The following is a 17603-nucleotide window of genomic DNA, read 5'->3' as shown; positions in this document are numbered from 1 at the left end:
TTCGGGCGCACCGAGTCACCGCGAGTCACTGGAAGGAGGCGACGTCGGATGTCGATCATCTCCGAAGCGTCCCGCCTCCCTCACCAGACCGCCTGGGCTCCGGGTCTCATAGCACACGGCTGCTGAACAGCCCCCTTCCGGCGTGCCCGCTCGCGGCCCCGGCACTTTCGCATGTCTGTCACCGCCCGGGACACGCCGTCGCGTGCCCTGCGTGGCGCGCTCCGGGTCATCGAGCCGCGCCACCGAGAGAGAAAGCTCCTGAAATGGCGACTTGGATAGTCACGACAACCACGCGCCCGGACGGGGACGTTCCGTGGTAGCGGCGCGGCCCACCGTCACGGTCAACGGCGGAGAAGCGACGATCTCACCGGCCGCGCCCCACACCACCGTGCTGGACTTCCTGCGCGAACGCGGCCTCACCGGCACCAAGGAGGGCTGCGCCGAGGGCGAGTGCGGCGCCTGTTCGGTCCTCGTGGCCCGTCCCGGGACGGACAAGCCGACGGACTGGGTGGCGGTCAACGCCTGCCTGGTCCCGGTCGCCTCCCTCGACGGCCAGGAGATCGTCACCTCCGAGGGGCTCGCCACCCCCGGTGTGGGCGGCGCGCCCGCCACGCTGCACCCGGTGCAGGAGGAGATGGCCGTCCGCGGCGGCTCCCAATGCGGTTACTGCACACCGGGTTTCGTCTGCAGCATGGCCGCCGAGTACTACCGGCCGAACCGCTGCGCGTACGCGGATCCGGCCGGCACCGAGGACCCCGAGCACGGTCCCAACGGTTTCGATCTGCACGCGCTGAGCGGAAACCTCTGCCGCTGCACCGGCTACCGTCCCATTCGCGATGCCGCGTTCGCCGTCGGTACGCCCGCCGAGGACGACCCCCTGGCGCGGCGTCGCGAGCTGTCCCCGCCCGAACCGGTGGCCACCGAGTACTCCCAGGACGACAGGGTGTTCCTGCGCAGGAGCACCCTGACCGAGACCCTGCGGGTGCTGCGTGAGCGGCCCGGCGCGGTCGTGGTCGCCGGTTCCACGGACTGGGGCGTGGAGGTCAACATCGCCTCCCGCCGCGCGGACTGCGTGGTCGCCGTCGACCGGCTGCCCGAGCTGCGGGAACTGCGCGTCGCATCCGACCACATCGAGATCGGGGCGGGGCTGACACTCACCGAGATCGAACGCCGCCTGGACGGCGAAGTCCCCCTGCTGGCGCAGCTGTTCCCGCAGTTCGCGTCCCGCCTCATCCGCAACAGCGCGACGCTGGGCGGCAATCTGGGGACCGGGTCCCCCATCGGGGACAGTCCGCCGGTACTGCTCGCTCTCGAGGCGTCGGTGGTCCTCGCCGACGCCGACGGCGAGCGCGAGGTGCCCCTCTCCGACTACTTCACGGGCTACCGGCAGAGCGTGCGCCGTCCCGGTGAGCTGATCCGCGCGGTGCGCGTCCCGCTGCCGCTGTCGCCGGTCGCGGCCTTCCACAAGATCGCCAAACGGCGCTTCGACGACATCTCCAGCGTGGCGGTCGCCTTCGCGCTCGACATCGAGGGCGGGATCGTCCGCAAGGCGCGCATCGGCCTGGGCGGCGTGGCCGCGACCCCGCTCCGCGCCCTCGCCGCGGAGGCTGCCCTGGAGGGCGAGCCGTGGACGGCCGAGACCGTCGAGGCCGCGGCCCGGGTGCTGCGAACCCAGGGCACCCCCATGGACGATCACCGCGCCAGCGCCGACTACCGCGCCGCGATGCTCGGCCAGAGCCTGCTGAAGCTGTACGCGCGAACCACCGAGGCGGTGTCGTCATGAGCCAGTTGTCCGAGCGTCCCGAAAAGCCCGTCGTCGGCGTGTCGATGCCGCACGAGAGCGCCCACCTGCACGTCACGGGCGCCGCGCTCTACACCGACGACCTGGTCCATCGCACCAAGGACGTCCTGCACGCCTACCCGGTCCAGGCCGCGAAGGCGCACGGCAGGATCGTCGCGCTGCACACCGGGCCCGCGCTGGCCGTCCCCGGTGTGGTCCGCGTGCTGACCGGTGCCGATGTGCCCGGCGTCAACGACGCCGGGATGAAGCACGACGAACCGCTCTTCCCCGACGAGGTCATGTTTCACGGCCATGCGGTCGCCTGGGTGCTCGGCGAGACCCTGGAGGCGGCGCGGCTCGGTGCGGCGGCCGTCGAGGTGGAACTCGACGAGCGGCCCTCCCTGATCGCGCTGCGGGACGCGATCGAGGCCGGGAGCTTCCACGGCGCCCGGCCCGTGATGCGGACCGGCGACGTCGACGCCGGCTTCGCGGACTCCGCGCACGTGTTCACGGGCGAGTTCCAGTTCTCCGACCAGGAACACTTCTATCTCGAGACGCACACGGCGCTGGCCCTCGTCGACGAGAACGGGCAGATGTTCGTCCAGAGCAGTACCCAGCATCCTTCGGAGACGCAGGAGATCGTCGCGCACGTCCTCGGCCTGCACAGCCACGAGGTGACCGTGCAGTGCCTGCGGATGGGTGGCGGCTTCGGCGGCAAGGAGATGCAGCCGCACGGCTTCGCGGCCGTCGCCGCGCTCGGCGCCCGGCTGACCGGACGGCCGGTCCGCGTACGGCTCAACAGGACCCAGGACCTGACCATGTCCGGCAAGCGCCACGGGTTTCACGCCGAGTGGAAGATCGGCTTCGACGGCGACGGCCGCATCCAGGCCCTGGACGCCACCCTGACCGCCGACGGCGGCTGGAGCCTGGACCTGTCCGAACCGGTGGTCGCCCGCGCGCTCTGCCACATCGACAACACCTACTGGATTCCCCACGCCCGCGTCACCGGCCGCATCGCCAGGACCAACAAGGTCTCCAACACCGCCTTCCGCGGCTTCGGCGGACCGCAGGGCATGCTGGTGATCGAGGACATCATGGGCCGGTGCGCGCCGCTGCTCGGCCTGGATCCGACGGAGCTGCGGGAACGCAACTTCTACCGGCCGGGTCAGGGCCAGACGACGCCGTACGGGCAGCCGGTGACGCACGCCGAACGGATCTCGACCGTCTGGCAGCGGGTACGGGACGACGCCGCCCTCGCCGATCGAAAGCGCGAGATCGCGGCCTTCAACGCCGCGCACCCGCACACCAAGCGGGGGCTCGCGCTCACCGGGATCAAGTTCGGCATCTCGTTCAACCTCACCGCCTTCAACCAGGGCGGCGCGCTGGTGCTGATCTACAAGGACGGCTCTGTCCTGATCAACCACGGCGGCACCGAGATGGGGCAGGGCCTGCACACCAAGATGCTGCAGGTGGCCGCGACCACGCTGGGCATCCCGCTGCACAAGGTGCGGCTGGCCCCGACGCGCACCGACAAGGTGCCGAACACCTCCGCCACGGCCGCCAGTGCCGGAGCGGACCTCAACGGCGCGGCGGTGAAGAACGCCTGCGAGCAGTTGCGCGGGCGGTTGTCGCAGGTGGCGGCCACCCAGCTGGGTGTGAACGCCTCGGACGTACGCATCGTCGAGGGCGTCGCGCGCGCCCTGGGCCGCGACGGGGAACTGGCCTGGGACGACCTGGTGCGCACCGCGTACCTCCAGCGGGTGCAGTTGTCGGCGGCCGGTTTCTACCGGACCGAAGGCCTGCACTGGGACGCCAAGGCGTTCCAGGGCTCCCCGTTCAAGTACTTCTCCTACGGCGCGGCCGCCGCCGAGGTGGAGGTGGACGGCTTCACCGGCGCGTACCGGATCCGGCGGGTGGACATCGTGCACGACGTCGGCGACAGCCTCTCCCCGTTGATCGACATCGGTCAGGTCGAAGGAGGCTTCGTCCAGGGCGCGGGGTGGCTGACGCTGGAGGACCTGCGCTGGGACACCGGTGAGGGGCCGAACCGCGGGCGGCTGCTGACGCGGGCGGCCAGTACGTACAAACTGCCGAGCTTCTCCGAGATGCCCGAGGAGTTCCACGTACGGCTGCTGGAGAACGCCACCGAGGAGGGCGCGGTCTACGGCTCCAAGGCCGTCGGTGAGCCTCCGCTGATGCTGGCGTTCTCGGTGCGCGAGGCGTTGCGGCAGGCCGCCGCGGCGTTCGGGCCCGCCGGAGTCAGCGTGGAACTCGCCTCGCCCGCCACGCCGGAAGCGGTGTACTGGGCGATCGAGGCGGCTCGCGGCGGCGGCGCCGCGCGAGAAGGGGACCACGCTCGCGACGGCGCCGCGCTCCGCATCGACGCGGGCTCCGCGAGCCATGCCTGACATGACCTGGGTCACCGCGGTCGCGCGGTTGCGGGCCCGCCGGGAACCCGGCGTGCTCGTGACCGTCGCGACCGTGCGCGGCCACGCGCCCCGCCGGGCCGGTGCCAAACTCGTCGTGGGGCAGACGGAGGCCTGGGGTTCGATCGGCGGCGGCAACATCGAGGCCGTCGCGATCGACCGGGCTCGCGAACTGATCGGCGCACCCGGTCCGGAGCCGGAGCTGATGGAGTTCGCCCTCAACGACAAGGTCACGAGCCGGCACGGGGTGCAGTGCTGCGGCGGAGCCGTCACCGTACTGCTCGAACCGCTGCCGGTGGTTCAGGCCGTGGCGGTCTTCGGTGTCGGGCACGTCGGCCTCGAGCTGGCACGCATCCTGGCCCGCCACGACCTCGACCTGCACCTGACCGACAGCCGCGCCGACATGCTCACGGACGGCCGGCTCGGCGTGCTCGCGGACGCGGTGGCACAGATCCATGTGCACCACACTCCGCTGCTTCCCGAGGAGACGCTCGCGGAGCTGCCGGCCGGCACCCACGTCCTGATCATGACCCATGATCATGCCGAGGACGCCGCGCTGTGCGACGCCGCGTTGCGCACCACGGGTCTCGGCTCGATCGGACTGATCGGCTCGGCCGCCAAGTGGACGCGGTTCCGACGGCGCCTGGCCACCGAAGGGGGCCACGACGACGACGCCATCGACCGGATCAAGACACCGATCGGCATCGCCGAGATCACGGGCAAGGAACCCGCCACGATCGCCCTGAGCGTCGCGGCCGACCTGATGCGGAGCTTCGCTTCCGGGTGACGCCCCGGAACCGGCTCCGGGAAGCGAAGGGCGCGCGGGCCGGCCGCGAGGACGCCGCCCGGGTCGTCGTACTCACCCTCACCGGTCTGCCCGACGCACGTCAGGCGTCCTGCCGGCAGATCGCCGCGCCGCTCGCACCCTGAGCGGCCGCGGCGGCTACTGCCCGGCCGGGCCGGGTTCTCCCCTGAGGGATTCCTGGTAGGCGTCCGCGTGGGTGCGTGCGTCCTTGACCAGGTCGTCGCAGAACGCGGCGACGTCGTCGCCGATGAGCTCCAGGACCCCCTGGCCCGAGGCGGCGCCCTCCTCGAAGAAGTCGACGATCCCGGGGAGCAGGGGCCCGTCGGGCAGGTCGATCGGCCCGACCTTGAAGAAGTACCTCTGCATCTCCTCGTAGACGATGCGGTAGTCCGGCGGGAGCGCCTTGACCCGGGCCCTGTGCTCCCGCCACTGCCTCTTGCCCTCGATGATGTCCTGGATGCCCACGTCAGCCTCCCAGCCGGCTCAGTTTCCTCGCGACGTTCCTGTTCAACTGCTCGCGCCAACGGTCGCGGTAGGTGCGAGCCCCTGCTCCGCCGGCCAGTGCCGTGCAGAAGCCCCGGATGTCGTCGCCGAGGGCCTCGTGGACGCTCTGCCCGTCCGCCGCTGTCTCTTCGAGCAGGCCCAGGGCGGCGTCGAGGATCGGCAGCAGGTTGCGTCCGGTGAAGTCCCCGTGCGGGAAGAGATGGCACTTGATCTCTTCCCAAGCGGCCCGGTGGTCGGCCGGCAGGGCCGCGGCCCGGGCCTCGAACGCCTTCCATTCCCTGGTGAGATCACTGCCCGTGACGGTCTCCCAGAAGTTCATCTCCCGCCCTCCCTGAGCCTGTCGATGCGTGATGAGACGTACTGCCATTTCGCCCAGAACCTCGCGAGCTCCTCGCGACCGGCGTCGTTGAGTGCGTAGAACTTGCGCGGCGGACCGACGCCGGACGGTCGCCTCGTCACCTGGACGAGGCCGTTCCGCTCCAGTCGCAGCAGGATCGTGTACACCGTCCCCTCGACGACGTCGGCGAAGCCGAGCTCGTTCAACCGGCGGGTGATGGCGTACCCGTAGGTCTCCTCGCCGCCGATGATCTCGAGCACGCACCCTTCGAGCGTGCCCTTCAGCATCTCCGTCAGGTCCTCCATCGCGAGCCCTCCTCGGCCTCCGAGGTACTGCGTAGTACCGAGTACCACTACACGGTATCACTGAGTAGTGGAGGTGTCATCGACCGGCGACGCGGTCGTGCGTCGCACAAGGGGGAGGTCAGAGCCAGCCGTTGCGGCGGAAGCCGCGGTGGATGACGAAGCAGGCGACGGCCATGACACCGAGGACCATGGGGTAGCCGTAGGTCCAGCGCAGCTCGGGCATGGTGTCGAAGTTCATGCCGTAGACGCCGCAGACCATGGTCGGGACCGCGATGATCGCGGCCCAGGCGGTGATCTTGCGCATGTCCTCGTTCTGCGCGACGGTCACCTGCGCGAGGTGGGCCTGGAGGATCGAGTCGAGGAGCGTGTCGTACGAGGCGACCTGCTCGGTGACCCGCGCCAGGTGATCGGTCACGTCGCGGAAGTACGCGCGTATCTCCGCCGCGACCATCGGCAGCGGTTCGGCCGCGAGGCGCTGGAGCGGACGGCCCAGCGGCGCCACGGCCCGCTTGAGTTCGAGGAGCTCGCGCTTGAGCTGGTAGATCCGGCCGACGTCGCTCCGGTGGCCCTGCTCGGAGAAGACCGCGGTCTCGATCGCGTCCAGATCGTCCTGCACGGCCTCGGCGACGGCGAGGTAGTCGTCGACGACATGGTCCGCGATCGCGTGCAGCACCGCGGAGGGCCCCTTGGCCAGCTGCTCCGGCTCCGATTCCAGGGCCTCGCGGAGCGGGCCGAGCGAACCGTGCCCTCCATGGCGGATCGTGATGACGAAGTCGCGTCCGGTGAACGCCATCAGCTCACCCGTGTCCACCACCTCGCTCGACGCGGTCAGCTCCTCGTGCTCGACGTAGCACACCGTCTTGAAGACGGCGAACAGCACGTCGTCGTACTGCTCCAGCTTCGGCCGCTGGTGGGCGTGGACGGCGTCCTCCACCGCGAGCGGGTGCAGCCCGAAGAGCTCGGCAAGCCCCGCGAACTCCTTCTCCTCCGGCTCGTGCAGACCGATCCACACGAACCCGTCACCCGACGTGCGCACGCGCCGCAGGGCCTCGTCGACCGACCGGACCTCGTCCTGCCGCACTCCGTCGCGGTAGACCACGCAGTTGACCACCGTGCTGCCGAGCGGCGAACGCGCCGGGTGACTGAGGTCCACAGCACGCCGGTACGTACGGCGGACGGCGCTGCGCAGGCGGTGAATCATCGACACGAGGTGCTCCTTCGGCAGATCGCCGGACAGTCTGCCAGCAGCCCCTTGGGGACGACAGGCAGTCCCACCCGCACTCCGGGGCGGACACGGTCTCGTGGCCGCAACAGCGCGGCGAGAGGTCGGTCGGACGTGCGGGCTGGGAACCGGCCCACCCGGACTCGCCCAAGGTACGGGCGTGGCACCGACGCCGTGCGGAGCTGCTGACCCGGGACTCCGTCGACTACGGCTACCGCCTGCTGGTCGCCACCCCCCGCCGGCGCCCTCTGGCGTGACAGGAGGACACTCGCAGGAATCGGTCTCGCCCACATGGCCTGTGCGGCGGCAATGTCGATATCGTCCGATCCGGGAGTCTCGATCGCCGCTTATCCGGGCAGAGCACAGAACCGACGCACCATCACGCAAGCCGGCATCAGGGCGGCATCCGAACCGGCAGGAGGGACTTCCGGTCGCCACGCAGCGCCAAGGTCATCACTCTCGGGAACATCATCTGATCTGCGAACACACAGGCCACAACCCTTCCGCTGGAGTCCTAAGGAGACACCCATGAGGATGCTGATCAACGTCCCCGAGACCGTCGTCGCAGACGCGCTGCGCGGGATGGCCGCCGCTCATCCCGAGCTCACCGTCGACGTGGAGCGGCGGGTCGTGGTGCGGCGGGACGCGCCCGTGGCCGGGAAGGTCGCGCTGGTGTCCGGCGGCGGCTCCGGGCACGAACCGTTGCACGGGGGCTTCGTGGGGCCCGGGATGCTGGCGGCGGCCTGTCCCGGGGAGGTGTTCACCTCACCGGTCCCCGATCAGATGGTGCGGGCCGCGGCCGCCGTCGACAGTGGCGCCGGGGTGTTGTTCGTCGTCAAGAACTACACCGGTGACGTGCTGAACTTCGAGATGGCCGCGGAGCTCGCCGAGGACGAGGGCATCCAGGTCGCCAAGGTCCTGGTCGACGACGACGTCGCCGTCACGGACAGCCTCTACACGGCCGGCCGGCGCGGGACCGGCGGCACGCTCTTCGTCGAGAAGATCGCGGGCGCCGCCGCCGAGGAGGGCGCACCCCTGGAGCGGGTGGAGGCGATCGCCCGCCGGGTCAACGAGCGCTGCCGTTCCTTCGGCGTCGCCCTGAGCGCGTGCACGACGCCCGCCAAGGGCAGCCCCACCTTCGACCTCCCCGAGGGGGAACTGGAGTTGGGCATCGGCATCCACGGCGAACCGGGACGCGAGCGGCGTCCGATGATGACCTCCCGCGAGATCGCGGACTTCGCCGTCGACGCCGTCGTGGAGGACCTCCGCCCGTCCGGTCCCGTCATCGCCCTGGTGAACGGGATGGGCGCCACCCCGCTCCTCGAGCTGTACGGGTTCAACGCCGAGGTGCAGCGCGTCCTGGGCGAGCGGAGTGTGCCGGTGGCCAGGACCCTCGTCGGGAACTACGTGACCTCGCTCGACATGGCCGGCTGTTCCGTGACCCTGTGCGAGGTTGACGAGGAGCTCCTGCGCCTCTGGGACGCGCCCGTGGAGACGCCCGCGCTGCGCTGGGGCCGGTGAGACGAGCGAGGGAAGAGGAGACCGACATGACGCAGACCTTCGACGCCGACTTCCTCGTGCGCTGGCTGGCCGCCGTGGCCGAGGCCGTCGACCGGGAGGCGGACCGGCTCACCGAACTCGACTCGGCCATCGGCGACGCCGACCACGGCGCCAATCTCAGGCGCGGCTTCGCCGCCGTGACCGAGACCCTGGCCAAGGACCCGCCGGCAACGCCCGGCGCGGTGCTCACCGCCGCCGGGCGGCATCTGATCTCCACCGTGGGCGGCGCTTCGGGGCCGCTGTACGGCACGCTGCTCCGCCGTACCGGCAAGACGCTCGGCGACGACGAGCGTGTCACCCGCGAGCAGTTGGCGGAGGCGCTCGGCTCCGGCGTGGCCGCCGTGTCCCAGCTGGGCGGCGCGCAGGTGGGCGACAAGACGATGCTCGACGCGCTCGTGCCGGCCGTGGAGGGGCTGCGGGACTCGTTCGGCGCGGCTCGCGCGGCGGCCGAGGAGGGCGCGCTCGCGACCGTACCCCTGCGGGCGCGCAAGGGCAGGGCCAGCTATCTGGGCGAGCGGTCGGTGGGGCACCAGGATCCCGGGGCCACGTCCTCGGCGCTGCTGTTCGCCGCGCTCGACGAGATCGCCCGTACGGAGACCGCGGACGCCGAGGAGACGTCATGAGCAGGGGGAACGGGACCGGCCCGGATGCGGTCGAACCCGGCACCGCCGGTTCCGGTTCCGGCGCCGGATCGGGTGGCGGTGCCGGTGCCGGTTCGGGTGCCGTCGGCATCGTGCTCGTCTCGCACAGCGCCGCCGTCGCGACCGCCGTGGCCGAGCTGGCCCGGGGGCTCGCGGGCGGCGGTGACCTCGCCCCGATCCGTCCGGCCGGCGGGACTCCCGACGGTGGTCTCGGAACGAGTTCCGAGCTGATCTTGGAAGCGGCGAAGGCCGTCGACCGGGGCGCCGGTGTGGCGGTCCTCGTCGATCTGGGAAGCGCGGTGCTCACCGTGAAGGCCCTCCTCGCCGAGGGCGACGAACTGCCCGAGGGTGCCCGGCTCGTCGACGCGCCGTTCGTCGAGGGCACGGTCGCCGCCCTGGTCACGGCGAGCGCCGGCGGGGACCTCGACGCCGTGGCGGCGGCCGCGTCGGAGGCGTACGCCTACCGCAAGGAGTGAGGGCGCGGGACGCTCCTCGCGGCGCTCACGGCGGCGGTCGTCGTGGCGCCCGGTGCCCTCGCGGCCCTCGTGCGCCACGGCAGGAACAGCCAGGCGGCGGGAATCCGGGGGATCCACGGCCCCGCCCACGGGACCCGGCAAGCGCCCACATTGTGATGTACCTGGTCAACGCACTAATGTCGCAGGGCCTTGGTGTACGGGAAACCGGTGCAGTACCGGTGCGGCCCTCGCCACTGTGATCGGGAGGTCCGGCTCCACCCCCGCGGGAAACGCCCTCGGGGAAGCCACTGGACCACGTCGGGAGACCGTCGTGGTGTGGGAAGGCGGAGTCGGGCGGAATGACCGTCAGCCAGGAGACCGGCCAGGGTGCGTTGTCCATCCACGAGGTGCTGGAGAGGGTCTCCCAACCATGCATATAGCCGAGGGGTATCTGCCCCCTGTGCACGCGGCCGCCTGGGGCGTCGCGTCCGCGCCGTTCGTCGTCCACGGGGTCCGCGCGCTGACCCGCGAGGTGCGGTCGAATCCTGAGTCCACCCTGTTGCTCGGCGCCGCCGGCGCCTTCACGTTCGTCCTGTCGGCACTCAAGTTGCCCTCGGTGACCGGTAGCTGCTCGCACCCGACCGGTACAGGTCTGGGCGCCATCCTGTTCCGGCCGCCGATCATGGCGGTCCTGGGGACGATCACCCTGCTCTTCCAGGCCCTGCTGCTCGCCCACGGCGGCCTGACCACGCTCGGCGCGAACGTCTTCTCGATGGCGATCGTCGGACCCTGGGCCGGGTACGGGGCCTTCGTTCTGCTGCGCCGGTTCGGCGCGCCGCTGATGGTCGCCGTCTTCTTCGGCGCGTTCGTCGCCGACCTGTCCACGTACTGCGTGACCAGCGTCCAGCTGGCGCTCGCCTTCCCCGACCCGGGCAGCGGCATCCCCGGCGCACTCGCCAAGTTCGGCGGGATCTTCGCCGTCACGCAGATTCCGCTCGCGGTCAGCGAGGGCCTGCTGACCGTGCTCGTGATGCGCCTGCTCACCCAGTCCAGCAAGGGCGACCTGGTCCGGCTCGGTGTCCTCGCCGGACGCACGTCGGAGCGCCGCGAGGAGGCGACCGCGCGATGAGCCGGAACACGAAGATCAACGCCCTGCTGCTGCTCGTCGTCGCGGCGCTCGCGGTCCTGCCGCTCGCGCTGGGGCTCGGGGACCACAAGGAGGAACCCTTCGCGGGGGCCGACGCGGAGGCCGAGACGGCGATCTCGGAACTCCAGCCCGACTACGAGCCGTGGTTCAGCCCGCTCTACGAGCCGCCCTCCGGTGAGATCGAGTCGGCGCTGTTCGCCCTGCAGGCGGCCCTCGGCGCCGGTGTCCTGGCGTACTACTTCGGCCTGCGGCGTGGCCGCCGACAGGGGGCGGCGCGGGCGGAGACGGCCGGGCCGGCCGATACCGACGCCGATGCCGATGCCGATGCCTCGACTGCGGTCCCGACCGCGAGCGCGACCGCGGACCACGCGGGCGGCTCCGGTGGCGGGTCCGTCGGCGGGCCGGGCGCGTAGCCGCCGATGCTGCCGATCGACGCGGCGGCGCACAGCAGTCGCTGGCGCCGCCGCCATCCCGCCGAGAAGGCGCTTCTCGGCTTCGGTCTCACCCTGTGCGCGGTCGGTCTGCCGCCGTGGCCGGGCGCGGTGCTCGTCGCGGCGGCCACGCTCACGGTGCTGCTCGGTCCGGCCGGTGTGCCGGGCCGGGCGCTGTGGCGCGCGTTCCGGATCCCGCTCGGGTTCTGTGTCACGGGCGCGATTCCGCTGCTCTTCGAGGTGGGCAGCGCCCGGGGGCTCGTGGCCCTCGCGCCGGACGGTCCGACGCACGCGGGCGAGTTGCTGCTGCGGACCGCCTCAGCCTCGCTCGGGGTGCTGCTCTTCGCGTTCACGACGCCGGTGTCCGACGTCCTGCCCCGGCTGGTAGGGGCCGGGGTGCCGGCGCCGGTGGTGGACGTGGCGCTGGTGATGTACCGGATCATCTTCCTGCTGCTCGACGCGATGTCCAAGATCCGGCAGGCGCAGGCGGCCCGGCTCGGGCACACCACGCGGGCCGCGACCTGGCGTTCCCTCGCGGGCCTCGGTGCGACCACCTTCGTCCGGGCCTTCGACCGGGCGCAGCGCCTGCAGTCGGGGCTCGCCGGGCGCGGGTACGACGGGACGCTGCGGGTCCTGGTGCCCGCGTGTGCGCTGTCCCGCCCGTTCCTCGCGGCGACGGGCGCGCTGCTCGCCGGACTCGTCGCCCTCACCCTCGTACTGGAAAGGCTCCTTCCGTGACGTCTCCGACCCCTGTCGTGGAACTGGTGCACGCCGGCTTCGCCTACGAGGACGGGCCCCCGGTCCTGTCCGGCGTGGACTTCGCCGTCGCGGAGGGGCGGGCGGTCGCGCTGCTCGGGCGCAACGGCAGCGGCAAGACGACGCTGCTGCGCCTGCTCAGCGGCGGGCTGCGGTGCGTGAGCGGCTCGCTCCGCCTGGACGGTACGGAGGTGGCGTACGACCGGAAGGGACTGACCCGGCTGCGGACGACCGTGCAGCTGGTGGTGCAGGATCCCGACGACCAGCTGTTCGCCGCGTCGGTGGAGCAGGACGTGTCGTTCGGTCCGATGAACCTGGGACTGCCCGAGGAGGAGGTCCGGCGACGGGTCCGCGAGGCCCTGGAGGCGCTGGACATCACGGCGCTCGCCGACCGGCCGACGCATCTGCTCTCGTACGGGCAGCGCAAGCGGGCGGCGATCGCGGGCGCGGTGGCGATGCGCCCCCGGGTCCTGATCATGGACGAGCCGACGGCCGGTCTCGATCCGCACGGGCAGGAGCGGCTGCTCGACGCGCTCCAGCGGCTGCGGGAGGCCGGTACGACGGTGCTGATGGCCACGCACGACGTTGATCTGGCGTTGCGCTGGGCGGACGAGGCGGCGGTGCTCGCCCCGTCGGGGCTGCGGACCGGGCCGGTCGCGGAGCTCCTCGCGGACGACGCGCTGCTCGACGAGGCCCGGCTGCGCCGCCCCTGGGGTACGGCGGTGGCCCGGCTGCTCCGTACCCACGGCCTGCTGGCGGAGGGGGCGACCGAGCCGCGGACGCCGGAGGAGCTGGACGCGTGGCTCGGTGCGGCGGCGGCTCCGTTCGGTACCGAGTAGCTCGGAGCGGGCGGCCACCGGAAGCTACCGAGTAGTAGACATCACGTCCCGAATCTTCTGCAACTAGTTGCACAAAGGGAGGGGGTCCCCTAGAACTGAGGGCGACGATCCTGCGCGAGGAGGCGCCCGCATGACCCCGTACCCGCACCTGCTGAGCCCGCTCGACCTCGGGTTCACCACCCTGCCCAACCGGGTGATCATGGGATCGATGCACGTCGGCCTCGAGGAGACCGAGCACGGCTTCGAGCGCATGGCCGCCTTCTACGCCGAGCGGGCCCGCGGTGGCGTGGGCCTCATCGTCACCGGTGGCATCGCGCCCAACGACGCCGGCCGTCCCTGGGACGGCGGCGCAAAGCTCACCACCGCCGACGAGGTCGCCGAGCACCGGCTGATCACCGACGCCGTGCACGCCGAGGGCGGCCGGATCGCCATGCAGATCCTGCACTTCGGCCGGTACGCGTACCACCCCGCGCTCGTCGCGCCCAGCGCCCTCAAGGCCCCCATCAGCCCCTTCGTACCGAACGAGCTGACGGACGCCGAGGTCGAGCAGACCGTCGAGGACTACGCCCGCTGCGCCGAGCTCGCCAAGGAGGCCGGCTACGACGGCGTCGAGGTGATGGGCTCCGAGGGCTACCTCATCAACGAGTTCATCGCCGCCGCGACCAACCAGCGCACCGACCGCTGGGGCGGCTCCTACGAGAACCGCGTCCGCTTCCCGCTGGAGATCGTCCGCCGGATCCGCGAGCGCGTCGGCGAGGACTTCATCCTCGTCTACCGCCTCTCCATGCTGGACCTCGTGCCCGGCGGCTCCACCCTGGAAGAGGTCGTCCAGCTCGCCAAGGAGATCGAGGCCGCCGGCGCCACCATCATCAACACCGGCATCGGCTGGCACGAGGCGCGCATCCCCACCATCGCCACCTCCGTGCCGCGCGGCGCCTACACCTGGGTGACGAAGAGGCTGATGGGCGCGGTCTCCGTGCCGCTCGTCACCAGCAACCGCATCAACACCCCCGAGGTCGCCGAGGAGATCCTCGCCGACGGCCGCGCCGACCTCGTCTCGCTGGCCCGCCCCTTCCTCGCCGACCCGGAGTTCGTCGCCAAGGCCACGGCCGACCGCGCCGACACCATCAACACCTGCATCGGCTGCAACCAGGCCTGCCTCGACCACACCTTCAACCTGAAGATCACGTCCTGCCTGGTCAACCCCCGCGCGTGCCACGAGACCGAGCTGGTCCTCTCCCCCACCCGCCGTGCCAAGCGGATCGCCGTCGTCGGCGCGGGCCCAGCGGGCCTGTCCTGCGCGGTGTCGGCGGCCGAGCGCGGTCACGCCGTGACCCTGTTCGACGCGGCCGCCGAGATCGGCGGTCAGCTGAACATCGCCAAGAAGGTCCCCGGCAAGGAGGAGTTCGACGAGACGCTGCGCTACTTCCGCGTGCAGCTGGCCGAGCGCGGGGTCGACGTCCGTCTGAACACCCCGGTCTCCTCGTCCGACCTGGGCGACTTCGACGAGGTCGTCGTCGCCACCGGCGTCTCCCCCCGCACCCCCGGCATCGCGGGCGTGGACCACCCGAGCGTCCTCAGCTACCTGGACGTGCTGCGGGACGGCGCGCCCGTCGGCGAGCGGGTCGCCATCATCGGCGCGGGCGGCATCGGCTTCGACGTCGCGGAGTACCTGACGGACGGCGGGGAGGGCGCGAGCCAGGACCCCGAGACGTACTTCCGCCAGTGGGGTGTGGACACCTCGTACGAGAACCGCGGCGGGCTGCGCGCCCCCGAGCGCGGCGCGCCGCCCCGCCAGGTGCACCTGCTCCAGCGCAAGGAGACCAAGGTCGGCGCCGGCCTCGGCAAGACCACGGGGTGGATCCACCGCACCGAGCTCAAGCACCGCGGCGTCGCGATGGTCGCGGGTGTCTCGTACGACCGGATCGACGACGAGGGCCTGCACGTCACCATCGGCGGCGAGCGGCAGCTCCTGCCCGTCGACACCGTCGTGCTCTGCGCGGGCCAGGAGCCGCGCCGGGACCTGTACGAGGAGCTGGTCGCGGCCGGCCGCGTGGCGCACCTGATCGGCGGCGCCGACGTGGCCGCCGAGCTGGACGCCAAGCGGGCCATCGACCAGGGCACCCGCCTCGCGGCCAGCCTGTGATCACCGTGGCCGGCCACTCCTAGGATGCGTTCATGTCCCTCCCGCACGCGATCCTCACCGCGCTGCTCGAGAAGCCGTCCTCCGGTCTCGAACTGACGCGCCGCTTCGACAAGTCGATCGGCTACTTCTGGTCGGCCACGCACCAGCAGATCTACCGCGAGCTGGGCAGGCTGGAGCAGGCGGGGCACATCCGTGCCCTGCCCGCCCCGGTGCCGGTACGGGGGCAGCGCAAGGAGTACGAGGTGCTGCCCGCGGGCCGCGAGGAGCTCGGCACCTGGGTGGCGAGGTCCGAGGACCCGAAGCCGATGCGGGCCGCCCTGCTGCTCCGGATGCGGGCGGCCGCGGTGGTCGGCGCGTCGGGTCTGCGCGCCGAACTGACCCGTCATCTGGCGCTGCACCAGGAGCAGTTGGATGAGTACCTCGCGATCGAGACCCGCGACTTCCCGAGCGAACGCCGCCGGTCGGAACCCGACCGGCTGCGCCATCTCGTCCTGCGGGGCGGGATCGAGATGGAGCGCTTCTGGGTGGAGTGGCTGACGGGGGCGCTGGCGGAGCTCGGGACGGAGTGACGGCCCGACCGGGTCCTCTCCGGACCCGCCCGGGCCGCCGCGTTCAGGCGAACCAGAGACCGGAGCACTGCAGTCCTGCCGGAAGCGGGGCCAGTCGTACAGGGCCACGGTGCGGCGGATCGCGCGCGGTGTGTCACGTACCTCACCCTCGCCGGGCTCCCGGGCGGCCGAAACCGGGTGGCGGTGCCGCCCATGGACACGTACCCCCGTGGATACTGGGTCGTTGGAGTTCCGACGACACGAAAGGGCGGGTATGGCCGACGACTTGGAGCACCGCGCGACACGTCACGCGGTGGTCATCGGGGGAAGTCTCGCCGGGCTGCTGGCCGCCCGGGTGCTGGCCGAGCACGCGGAGCGGGTGACGATCGTCGAGCGCGACCGTCTGCCCGAGGGCCCGGAGGCGCGGGCGGGCGTCCCGCAGGGCAGGCACCTGCATGTGCTGATCGAGGGCGGGCAGCGGGCGCTCGACGAACTGCTCCCGGGCTTCACGGACGAGTTGACCGCGCTCGGGGCCCCCACGGTGGGCGCTCCCGCGGACATGGTCCAGTGGCAGAACGGCAACTGGTTCCGCCGCACCCCCGCCACCACCCGCCACTTCACGGGGCCGCGCCCCCAGCTGGAGTGGCTGGTGCGGCAGCGGGTGCTCGCCGATCCGCGCATCGAGCTCGTCGAGGGAACCGAGACCGTGGGCCTGACGGGCGACTCCTCGCGGGTCAGGGGCGTACGGCTGCGTGAGCGGGGAGCCGGGGCCGACAAGGAGACGCGCACCCTGGCCGCCGATCTGGTCGTGGACGCCTCCGGGCGCTCCACGAAGGCCGCCGACTGGCTGGCGGGGATCGGCGCGGAGGCCCCGCACGAGGAGACCCTGGACACGGGTCTCGCGTACGGCACCCGGGTGTACCGGGCCCCGGCCGATGACGACACCGACGCGACGGGCTACTACATCGTGCCCAACCCCGCCCAGGTGTACGGAGGCGTGGTGCTGCCCCTGGGCGACGGGCACCACCTGGTGACCCTCTCGGGGTTGCGCGGCGACGAACCGCCCACCGAGGAGGGCTCGTTCGAGGAGTACGCGAAGCGGCTTCCGCATCCGGTGATCAGCGACTGGCTGGCGCGGGCCGAACCGGTCTCTCCGGTGTACGGCTTCCGGAAGACCGCCAACATCCGGCGCCGGTACGACCGTCCGGGCCGGCGCCCGGCCGGTTTCCTCGCGATCGGCGACGCGCTCTGCGCGTTCAATCCCATCTACGGGCAGGGCATGGCCGTCGCCGCGCTCAGCGCGGTCGCGCTGCGCCAGGCCCTGGCCGACACGAAGCGCACTCCGACCACGGGTGCCGTGCAGCGCGCGCTGCTCGACGCCTCCCGGCAGGCCTGGGACATCTCGGCGGGCGCCGACAAGAAGATGCCGGGTGCGACCGGTGACGCGGCCCGGCCGGGCCCGCTGGACCGGGTCGTCGGCTGGTATCTGGGCCGGGTGGTGGAGCGGGCCGCGGGCGATCCGGCCGTGGGCGCGTCGTTCCGTGCGACGATCACCCTCACCGCCCCGCTGACGAGCCTGTTCGCTCCCTCGGTGGCGCGGGCGGTGCTCTTCGGACCGGTCGGCGAGACGCCGTCGGGACCGCCGCTGCGCCGCGACGCGTAGGGAGCGGCTCCCGGGGCCGGGCCGCGGCCGTGCGCCCG

General features: G+C 72.0%; 18 protein-coding genes and 1 riboswitch. Of the genes, 14 read left to right on the top strand and 4 right to left on the bottom strand.

The window, feature by feature from the left end; all coding sequences use genetic code 11:
* Positions 1-313 precede the first annotated feature (313 nt).
* Genes ACIP84_RS09720 through ACIP84_RS09705 form a run of 4 tightly spaced genes read left to right on the top strand, consistent with a single transcriptional unit; the run spans position 314 to position 5136 of the window.
* Positions 314-1783 carry a xanthine dehydrogenase small subunit gene (locus ACIP84_RS09720; RefSeq protein WP_401796677.1) on the top strand — a complete coding sequence of 490 codons (1470 nt, stop codon included), beginning with the start codon at positions 314-316 and terminating at the stop codon, positions 1781-1783.
* The gene (gene xdhB, locus ACIP84_RS09715; protein WP_401796674.1) at positions 1780-4188 is read left to right on the top strand and encodes a xanthine dehydrogenase molybdopterin binding subunit; all 2409 of its coding nucleotides are present in this window, start codon (positions 1780-1782) and stop codon (positions 4186-4188) included. The genes ACIP84_RS09720 and xdhB overlap by 4 nt, the downstream gene beginning before the upstream one ends.
* A 1-nt stretch (position 4189) precedes the next feature.
* The gene (gene xdhC / locus ACIP84_RS09710) at positions 4190-4993 is read left to right on the top strand and encodes a xanthine dehydrogenase accessory protein XdhC (RefSeq protein ID WP_401796671.1); all 804 of its coding nucleotides are present in this window, start codon (positions 4190-4192) and stop codon (positions 4991-4993) included.
* A complete protein-coding gene (locus ACIP84_RS09705) occupies positions 4990-5136 on the top strand; it encodes a hypothetical protein (RefSeq protein WP_401796668.1) in 147 nt (48 codons plus the stop codon). The genes xdhC and ACIP84_RS09705 overlap by 4 nt, the downstream gene beginning before the upstream one ends.
* A 13-nt stretch (positions 5137-5149) precedes the next feature.
* On the opposite strand, the gene ACIP84_RS09700 is transcribed toward ACIP84_RS09705, so the two are convergent.
* The 4 genes from ACIP84_RS09700 to corA form a co-directional block, all read right to left on the bottom strand.
* Complete coding sequence (locus ACIP84_RS09700; protein WP_401796665.1) at positions 5150-5476, bottom strand: DUF1048 domain-containing protein; 327 nt, start codon at positions 5474-5476, stop codon at positions 5150-5152.
* Position 5477: 1 nt separating this feature from the next.
* Positions 5478-5834, bottom strand: coding sequence for a DUF1048 domain-containing protein (locus tag ACIP84_RS09695; RefSeq protein WP_401796662.1), 357 nt, complete (start codon positions 5832-5834; stop codon positions 5478-5480).
* Positions 5831-6157 carry a PadR family transcriptional regulator gene (locus tag ACIP84_RS09690; RefSeq protein ID WP_401796659.1) on the bottom strand — a complete coding sequence of 109 codons (327 nt, stop codon included), beginning with the start codon at positions 6155-6157 and terminating at the stop codon, positions 5831-5833. The genes ACIP84_RS09695 and ACIP84_RS09690 overlap by 4 nt, the downstream gene beginning before the upstream one ends.
* 118 nt (positions 6158-6275) lie before the next feature.
* On the bottom strand, positions 6276-7358 hold the full coding sequence (corA, locus tag ACIP84_RS09685) for a magnesium/cobalt transporter CorA (protein ID WP_355964501.1): 1083 nt from the start codon (positions 7356-7358) through the stop codon (positions 6276-6278).
* A 549-nt stretch (positions 7359-7907) separates the two neighbouring features.
* Between corA and dhaK the strand changes: the two genes are divergently transcribed.
* The 10 genes from dhaK (at position 7908) to ACIP84_RS09635 (ending at position 17565) form a co-directional block, all read left to right on the top strand.
* A complete protein-coding gene (dhaK, locus tag ACIP84_RS09680; protein WP_355964429.1) occupies positions 7908-8900 on the top strand; it encodes a dihydroxyacetone kinase subunit DhaK in 993 nt (330 codons plus the stop codon).
* Between the two features lie 26 nt (positions 8901-8926).
* Positions 8927-9562: a dihydroxyacetone kinase subunit DhaL gene (gene dhaL, locus ACIP84_RS09675; RefSeq protein ID WP_355964430.1), complete on the top strand. Its 636-nt coding sequence runs from the start codon at positions 8927-8929 to the stop codon at positions 9560-9562.
* Positions 9559-10056: a PTS-dependent dihydroxyacetone kinase phosphotransferase subunit DhaM gene (locus tag ACIP84_RS09670; protein WP_401796655.1), complete on the top strand. Its 498-nt coding sequence runs from the start codon at positions 9559-9561 to the stop codon at positions 10054-10056. The genes dhaL and ACIP84_RS09670 overlap by 4 nt, the downstream gene beginning before the upstream one ends.
* A 145-nt stretch (positions 10057-10201) precedes the next feature.
* A riboswitch (cobalamin riboswitch) is annotated at positions 10202-10437 on the top strand.
* 28 nt (positions 10438-10465) lie between these two features.
* Complete coding sequence (locus ACIP84_RS09665; protein WP_355964432.1) at positions 10466-11164, top strand: energy-coupling factor ABC transporter permease; 699 nt, start codon at positions 10466-10468, stop codon at positions 11162-11164.
* Entirely contained in the window at positions 11161-11595 is a 435-nt protein-coding gene (locus ACIP84_RS09660; RefSeq protein ID WP_401796651.1) for an energy-coupling factor ABC transporter substrate-binding protein, read from the top strand. The genes ACIP84_RS09665 and ACIP84_RS09660 overlap by 4 nt, the downstream gene beginning before the upstream one ends.
* Positions 11596-11601: 6 nt before the next feature.
* A complete protein-coding gene (gene cbiQ, locus ACIP84_RS09655) occupies positions 11602-12351 on the top strand; it encodes a cobalt ECF transporter T component CbiQ (RefSeq protein WP_401796648.1) in 750 nt (249 codons plus the stop codon).
* Positions 12348-13208, top strand: a complete 861-nt coding sequence (locus tag ACIP84_RS09650; protein ID WP_401796645.1) for an energy-coupling factor ABC transporter ATP-binding protein — start codon at positions 12348-12350, stop codon at positions 13206-13208. The genes cbiQ and ACIP84_RS09650 overlap by 4 nt, the downstream gene beginning before the upstream one ends.
* A 130-nt stretch (positions 13209-13338) precedes the next feature.
* Complete coding sequence (locus ACIP84_RS09645; protein WP_401796642.1) at positions 13339-15354, top strand: FAD-dependent oxidoreductase; 2016 nt, start codon at positions 13339-13341, stop codon at positions 15352-15354.
* Positions 15355-15386: 32 nt separating this feature from the next.
* Positions 15387-15923, top strand: coding sequence for a PadR family transcriptional regulator (locus tag ACIP84_RS09640; RefSeq protein ID WP_401796640.1), 537 nt, complete (start codon positions 15387-15389; stop codon positions 15921-15923).
* Between the two features lie 253 nt (positions 15924-16176).
* Positions 16177-17565: an FAD-dependent oxidoreductase gene (locus tag ACIP84_RS09635; protein WP_401796638.1), complete on the top strand. Its 1389-nt coding sequence runs from the start codon at positions 16177-16179 to the stop codon at positions 17563-17565.
* Positions 17566-17603: the final 38 nt, after the last annotated feature.

This window comes from Streptomyces sp. NPDC088707 (genome assembly GCF_044752725.1).
Taxonomy (GTDB): domain Bacteria; phylum Actinomycetota; class Actinomycetes; order Streptomycetales; family Streptomycetaceae; genus Streptomyces.
Note: the sequence above shows the minus strand (reverse complement) of the source record. Positions and strands in the feature narration are given on the sequence as shown.

Excerpts from the sequence above, each read along its gene's own strand:
- xdhB (WP_401796674.1), top strand. The coding sequence starts at position 1,780 with ATGAGCCAGTTGTCCGAGCGTCCCGAAAAGCCCGTCGTCGGCGTGTCG.
- xdhC (WP_401796671.1), top strand. The coding sequence starts at position 4,190 with ATGACCTGGGTCACCGCGGTCGCGCGGTTGCGGGCCCGCCGGGAACCC.
- ACIP84_RS09695 (WP_401796662.1), bottom strand. The coding sequence starts at position 5,834 with ATGAACTTCTGGGAGACCGTCACGGGCAGTGATCTCACCAGGGAATGG.
- ACIP84_RS09690 (WP_401796659.1), bottom strand. The coding sequence starts at position 6,157 with ATGGAGGACCTGACGGAGATGCTGAAGGGCACGCTCGAAGGGTGCGTG.
- corA (WP_355964501.1), bottom strand. The coding sequence starts at position 7,358 with ATGATTCACCGCCTGCGCAGCGCCGTCCGCCGTACGTACCGGCGTGCT.
- dhaK (WP_355964429.1), top strand. The coding sequence starts at position 7,908 with ATGAGGATGCTGATCAACGTCCCCGAGACCGTCGTCGCAGACGCGCTG.
- dhaL (WP_355964430.1), top strand. The coding sequence starts at position 8,927 with ATGACGCAGACCTTCGACGCCGACTTCCTCGTGCGCTGGCTGGCCGCC.
- ACIP84_RS09670 (WP_401796655.1), top strand. The coding sequence starts at position 9,559 with ATGAGCAGGGGGAACGGGACCGGCCCGGATGCGGTCGAACCCGGCACC.
- ACIP84_RS09665 (WP_355964432.1), top strand. The coding sequence starts at position 10,466 with ATGCATATAGCCGAGGGGTATCTGCCCCCTGTGCACGCGGCCGCCTGG.
- ACIP84_RS09660 (WP_401796651.1), top strand. The coding sequence starts at position 11,161 with ATGAGCCGGAACACGAAGATCAACGCCCTGCTGCTGCTCGTCGTCGCG.
- cbiQ (WP_401796648.1), top strand. The coding sequence starts at position 11,602 with ATGCTGCCGATCGACGCGGCGGCGCACAGCAGTCGCTGGCGCCGCCGC.
- ACIP84_RS09645 (WP_401796642.1), top strand. The coding sequence starts at position 13,339 with ATGACCCCGTACCCGCACCTGCTGAGCCCGCTCGACCTCGGGTTCACC.
- ACIP84_RS09640 (WP_401796640.1), top strand. The coding sequence starts at position 15,387 with ATGTCCCTCCCGCACGCGATCCTCACCGCGCTGCTCGAGAAGCCGTCC.
- ACIP84_RS09635 (WP_401796638.1), top strand. The coding sequence starts at position 16,177 with ATGGCCGACGACTTGGAGCACCGCGCGACACGTCACGCGGTGGTCATC.